Genomic DNA, 4,759 nt, shown 5'->3' with positions numbered 1-4,759 from the left:
CCTACTGTTTCCTATGCGCCAGTACCACCGGCGGTTCCCCGTTAAACGGATTCCCCATTCTTCCAATTGTTTTTGCATCCATCGAAGCGGCCCGCATTACACTATGCTCCCCAAAACGATTCTTGATCTTATCCAGAGAATTATACAGATTCAGCATGTCTTCAGAATCATCAAAAAGATTGATCTGATAATGCCCGCCCACGAGTCCGCTGAAGCGCACGCCTATAAGTCGGATAAGCAGCCGGCGGGTATAAAGTTGTCGGAACAATTCTTCCACTTTTGGAATAAGAATATGATCAGCACTGGTATAAGGGATCTTCGCCTGTTTGCTTTGGGTTTGAAAATCTGAATACCTGATCTTCACACTAATGCTCGAAGTAAGTTTGTTGCCACGTCTTAGCTGATAGGCCAGACTTTCGGCCATAGCGACCAGAGTGCCGTGCAGCCGTATCATGTCTATGGTGTCGCGGTTAAAAGTACGCTCGGTAGAAATGGACTTTCGTTCATGGAAAGGGATTATAGGTGGATTGTCTATCCCATGAGCTCTTTTCCAGATGGTGCGCCCGTTTTTTCCTAATACGCTCTCCAGAACTTCCACCGGCATCTTTTGTATGGTCTCGATCCTGCGGACTCCGAGGTTCAGTAATTTCTGAAAGGTTTTATTACCGATCATAGGGATCTTATTCACGCTAAGCGGAGCCAGAAAGCTTTTTTCAGTTCCAATCTCGATCACTTTTTGGGCATAGGGCTTGCCTTCTCCGGTGGCGATCTTGGAAACCACTTTGTTTTGCGAGAGTCCGAAAGAAATGGGGAGATGGGTTTCTTTTAAAATAGTTTCCTGCAGCTCGGTAGCGAATTGTTTAATTCCAAAAAACCGATCCATTCCGGTAAGATCTGCATAGAATTCATCTACACTGGCTTTCTCAAAAGAGGGCACTTTACTGCGAATGATTTCGGTCACTTCATGAGAGAATTTGGTATAAGTGGAAGCATTTCCCTTGATGACGATAGCCTGCGGACAAAGTTGCCTGGCCACTTTCATGGCCATCCCGGAATGCACTCCAAATTTTCTGGTTTCATAACTACATGCCGCGACCACTCCACGGTCTCCCAGCCCTCCTACAATAAGGGGTTTGTTGTTCAATTGCGAATCCAGACGCCTTTCTGCCGAAACAAAAAACGTATCCAGATCCAGATGAATTATAGATTTAGAAGTGCTCATAAAATGGAAAAATTCCTTTTAATTGGAAATATTCCAAAATTATAAAATTAATTTGGTTGGGAAGGGGAGTGGAGCGTTAAAAAGAAATGTAATTTTTGATATCGTCTGGAAGACTAGAGCAGGTCTTTGTTTTGAAGATCATCGAAAATAAGATGATCGACAAAGGAGCTTTCAGATTTTCTTGAAAATGGAAAAAATTCGAGTTTTTCGATTTCTGAAGAGGCTTTAAGGGTTCCTGTAAAATCAGCAGTGTAGCAGGTCATTCTCACTATTGTGCCCTTCGGATGTCCATGAGCCTGAGCTGCGAAGACACCATATTTATGCAAGCTTTCCGGAATAAGTCTTACCGATAGTTCTTCTTCCACTTCTCTGGATAAAGCTTCCAGATCAGATTCACCATTCTCCCTTTTTCCTCCCGGAATATACCAGGTCGTCTTTTCTTTACTCAGACTCATCAAGATCTTTTTATCCTGAATATGGATATAGGCGAGTTTGTCGATGTAGTTTTTCATTTCATTAAATTCAAGATATGAAGAACGAAAAATAATCATTAAAGACGCGATAAAAGGTCTCCATAAAATCTAATAATCTTGATAGGATTTTTTTATATACTTTTAATTATCAAAATTAATCTATGAGCAATTGGTCAGAGTCGGAACTTGATCTTATACTTCCTGTATATTTTGAAATGCTGAGAAAGGATTTAATTAATCAGCAGTATAATAAAAGTGAATACCGTCGAAGTTTGCTTCCAGTATTACCTACACGATCTAAAGGGTCAATCGAATTCAAGAATCAGAATATAAGTGCAGCATTAATGAATTTAGGTCTGCCCTATATAAAAGGATATTTGCCAAGACAAAATTATCAACAAATATTGAATGAGAAGATTGTAAAATATTTGCATGAAAATATTGAGCTTGAAATCCTATTTCGGAATTATGCAGATAGAAATATTAATTTATCCAATAATCTTAATTTCGAAAAAATGCTTGTAAATCCTCCAAAATCTGAAGAAGTTAAAGAACCGTTGCCTACTTATAGTAGAAATCCATTAAAAATAAATTATTTAGAGCGTGAACAAAATAATGCAAAGTTGGGCTATTTAGGTGAAGAGTTGATGTATAATTATGAAAAATGGAGTTTGATAGAAAAAGGTAGAGAAGATTTGGCGAATCAAATAAAATGGGTCGCAAAAGATGAAGGAGATGGAGTGGGATTTGACATATTGTCCAAGACCCTTACAGGAGATGATAAATTTATTGAAGTAAAGACTACAAAATCCGGAATAAAAACACCTTTTTTCTTTTCGAAAAATGAGTTTGACTTTTCGAATGAGTACTCATCAAATTATTACTTATATAGAATTTTTGATTTTGAGAATCAACCAAAGGTATTTGTGAAAAACGGTGGCTTGGAAAATATTTGTCAATATTCTCCAGTATCATATAAAGGATATTTTTAACCATGCGAAATCTGAAATTTGAATATTTATATAGAGATGCTGGGAATTATAAAATTTTCGGATCACTATATATAAAAAATAATCTTTTGCTGCCTTTGGATTACGCTGAATTCCAAATCAGACAGGGTCTTATTGATGGTGAATATTTTTACCCACAAGAATTAGGAATAAATCTTTTCTCAGAACATTTAAATCCCTCCAATATTTTTGACGGATGGTATGAATTTGAACAAATTTCGGAAACTGAAGAAGTAATAAAATATGACTTTCAATGGCAAGATTTTATAAGTCGCCTCACTAGAGAATGATTGCCTATTCTAGCGTATAGGACTTGAATAGAGTTCACTTAATCTTCCTTCACCGTTTATTCCAACCCTTCATCGAATAAACCCGTTTAGAAACGCCTTGCTAATTGCTCACCGGTTTTTTTTCGTAACTTAATTGATCTAACCAAAAAACCAAAGATTATGGAAGGCTCTTCAGGGAAACGTAGGTTGGTAAGGAAATATGCATCAGATTTCACTTTTTCAGAAAAGACCCGTTTTGTCTTAGACGGAACCGGTTATGAAATCACTCCGGATCAACCGGGAGGTAAATTTATCAAATTCAGTTTTGAAAATTCTGAACTTGGTAAAAAACGAAAGTTCGTTTTTAGATGTATCTATAAAATGATGAAGAACTTTCAATGTTCACTCAATTAAAAAAGCCCTTTTAAATAAAAAGGACCTTTTCATTTCAACTAATTAATCTTTTTCATTTTTACTCATTTACCGCAGTGGTATCCGGAGTGCTGTCTGTAATATTAATTACTTGTAGCTTCCAGTTGTTATCTTTCTTTTTCCATATTAAAGTATAGGCACCATTGTATGTGTTTTGAAGACTGTCATTTTGCATATGGTGTTCGTAAGTACCCGACTCATAAGCCAGATCTTTCCCGGTATAACTATTCTTTGGGGAGGTTCTGAGATTTTTCATTTGCGGAGCGGCCATTTTATACCAGGCTCTTAAGCTATCGGCTTCTACAAAGTTGCCCTGCATATATAGAACAGCATCTCTTGCCGTTAGACTATCCAGCGAAGCCGCATTGTTCTTGTTCCAGCCATCAATCCAGGCTTTATTCACTTCCGCAGGATCCTGTACCTCAACTTCCTGAGCCATTTCATCATGATCCTTAGTTTCTTTTTTATCATCGCAACTGCTCAATAGAAAGAGTGCTAAAACGGGTAAGAATTTTAATATTTTCATTGGTTATGGTTTGTAGTTGTTATCTAAATTACTCAAAAACAGTGAGATATAGATTTTAAAAACTGTATTTTTAAATAAATTGATTTCTTTGAAAGATGAGGGATTCTTTAAAACCAAAAAATCTGAACCGGAAAATTTGTTAGCGCCTTTTCCGAAATAATTAAAAATAAACTGTTTATGATTGCAAGACCTTTCCTATTAGTGCTTTCCCTGTTTCTGTTTTCCTGCGTAAATTCTCAGGAAAATCCTTCGGCCCGGCTGGTTGGGGGACCATGTGAAGGATGTGAAGCAATTTTCGATTATGGGCAACAAAAACTAAATTCTATAGATACCCTGCCGGGATTTGAGTCGGCAGTCAATAAACTTAAGGTAAGTGGGACTATTTATAAATCTGATGGAAAAACTCCTGCTCCCAATATTATTCTTTATCTCTATCAAACCAATGCGGAGGGGCTATATGCGCCTGCCAAAGGGGCTGAAGGTTGGGCCCGGCGGCACGGAAAGATCAGAGGCTGGTTAAAAACCGGTGCCGATGGAAAATATGCTTTTTATACACATATCCCCGGAAATTATCCCGGCAGTGAATTTGCGGCACATATACATCCCACCATTCTCGAGCCTGATGGAAAATATTATTATATCCAGGATTACCTTTTTGAAAATGATCCTTATGTGGAACAGGGATTAAGAGAAAACCCAAGAGGTGGTACAGATGGTGTTCTGAGGCTAAAGAAAGAAAATGGCATTCTCGTAGGCAAGCGCGATCTTATTTTAAGCAAAAATATATCTCCTTATAACTAAAAAAGCTCCTGCGGTGGCGGGAGCTT

At 37.7% G+C, this 4,759-nt stretch carries 7 protein-coding genes; 4 read left to right on the top strand and 3 right to left on the bottom strand.

Going from position 1 to position 4,759, the window contains the following annotated elements; translation table 11 throughout:
• Position 1: 1 nt before the first annotated feature.
• Positions 2-1,222 (bottom strand): DNA polymerase IV, encoded by a 1,221-nt coding sequence (gene dinB / locus ACNKXV_RS04370; protein ID WP_417906481.1) that lies wholly within the window; start codon positions 1,220-1,222, stop codon positions 2-4.
• 113 nt (positions 1,223-1,335) lie between these two features.
• Entirely contained in the window at positions 1,336-1,734 is a 399-nt protein-coding gene (locus tag ACNKXV_RS04365; RefSeq protein ID WP_417906480.1) for an NUDIX hydrolase, read from the bottom strand.
• Between the two features lie 122 nt (positions 1,735-1,856).
• On the opposite strand from ACNKXV_RS04365, the gene ACNKXV_RS04360 reads away from it, so the two are divergent.
• The 3 genes from ACNKXV_RS04360 (at position 1,857) to ACNKXV_RS04350 (ending at position 3,388) form a co-directional block, all read left to right on the top strand.
• Complete coding sequence (locus tag ACNKXV_RS04360; protein WP_417906479.1) at positions 1,857-2,687, top strand: protein NO VEIN domain-containing protein; 831 nt, start codon at positions 1,857-1,859, stop codon at positions 2,685-2,687.
• 2 nt (positions 2,688-2,689) lie between these two features.
• Positions 2,690-2,995: a hypothetical protein gene (locus tag ACNKXV_RS04355; protein ID WP_417906478.1), complete on the top strand. Its 306-nt coding sequence runs from the start codon at positions 2,690-2,692 to the stop codon at positions 2,993-2,995.
• A 159-nt stretch (positions 2,996-3,154) separates the two neighbouring features.
• The gene (locus ACNKXV_RS04350) at positions 3,155-3,388 is read left to right on the top strand and encodes a hypothetical protein (protein ID WP_417906477.1); all 234 of its coding nucleotides are present in this window, start codon (positions 3,155-3,157) and stop codon (positions 3,386-3,388) included.
• 58 nt (positions 3,389-3,446) lie between these two features.
• Here ACNKXV_RS04350 and ACNKXV_RS04345 read toward each other — a convergent pair whose 3' ends face one another.
• The gene (locus ACNKXV_RS04345) at positions 3,447-3,932 is read right to left on the bottom strand and encodes a YybH family protein (RefSeq protein ID WP_417906476.1); all 486 of its coding nucleotides are present in this window, start codon (positions 3,930-3,932) and stop codon (positions 3,447-3,449) included.
• Positions 3,933-4,109: 177 nt separating this feature from the next.
• On the opposite strand from ACNKXV_RS04345, the gene ACNKXV_RS04340 reads away from it, so the two are divergent.
• Positions 4,110-4,733, top strand: coding sequence for an intradiol ring-cleavage dioxygenase (locus tag ACNKXV_RS04340; protein WP_417906475.1), 624 nt, complete (start codon positions 4,110-4,112; stop codon positions 4,731-4,733).
• Positions 4,734-4,759 lie beyond the last annotated feature (26 nt).

Origin of the sequence: Christiangramia aquimixticola (assembly GCF_048285835.1) — a bacterium.
Lineage (GTDB): Bacteria > Bacteroidota > Bacteroidia > Flavobacteriales > Flavobacteriaceae > Christiangramia > Christiangramia aquimixticola.
The sequence above is the reverse complement of the archived record's forward strand: the minus strand, read 5'-3'. Positions and strand labels throughout refer to the sequence as shown.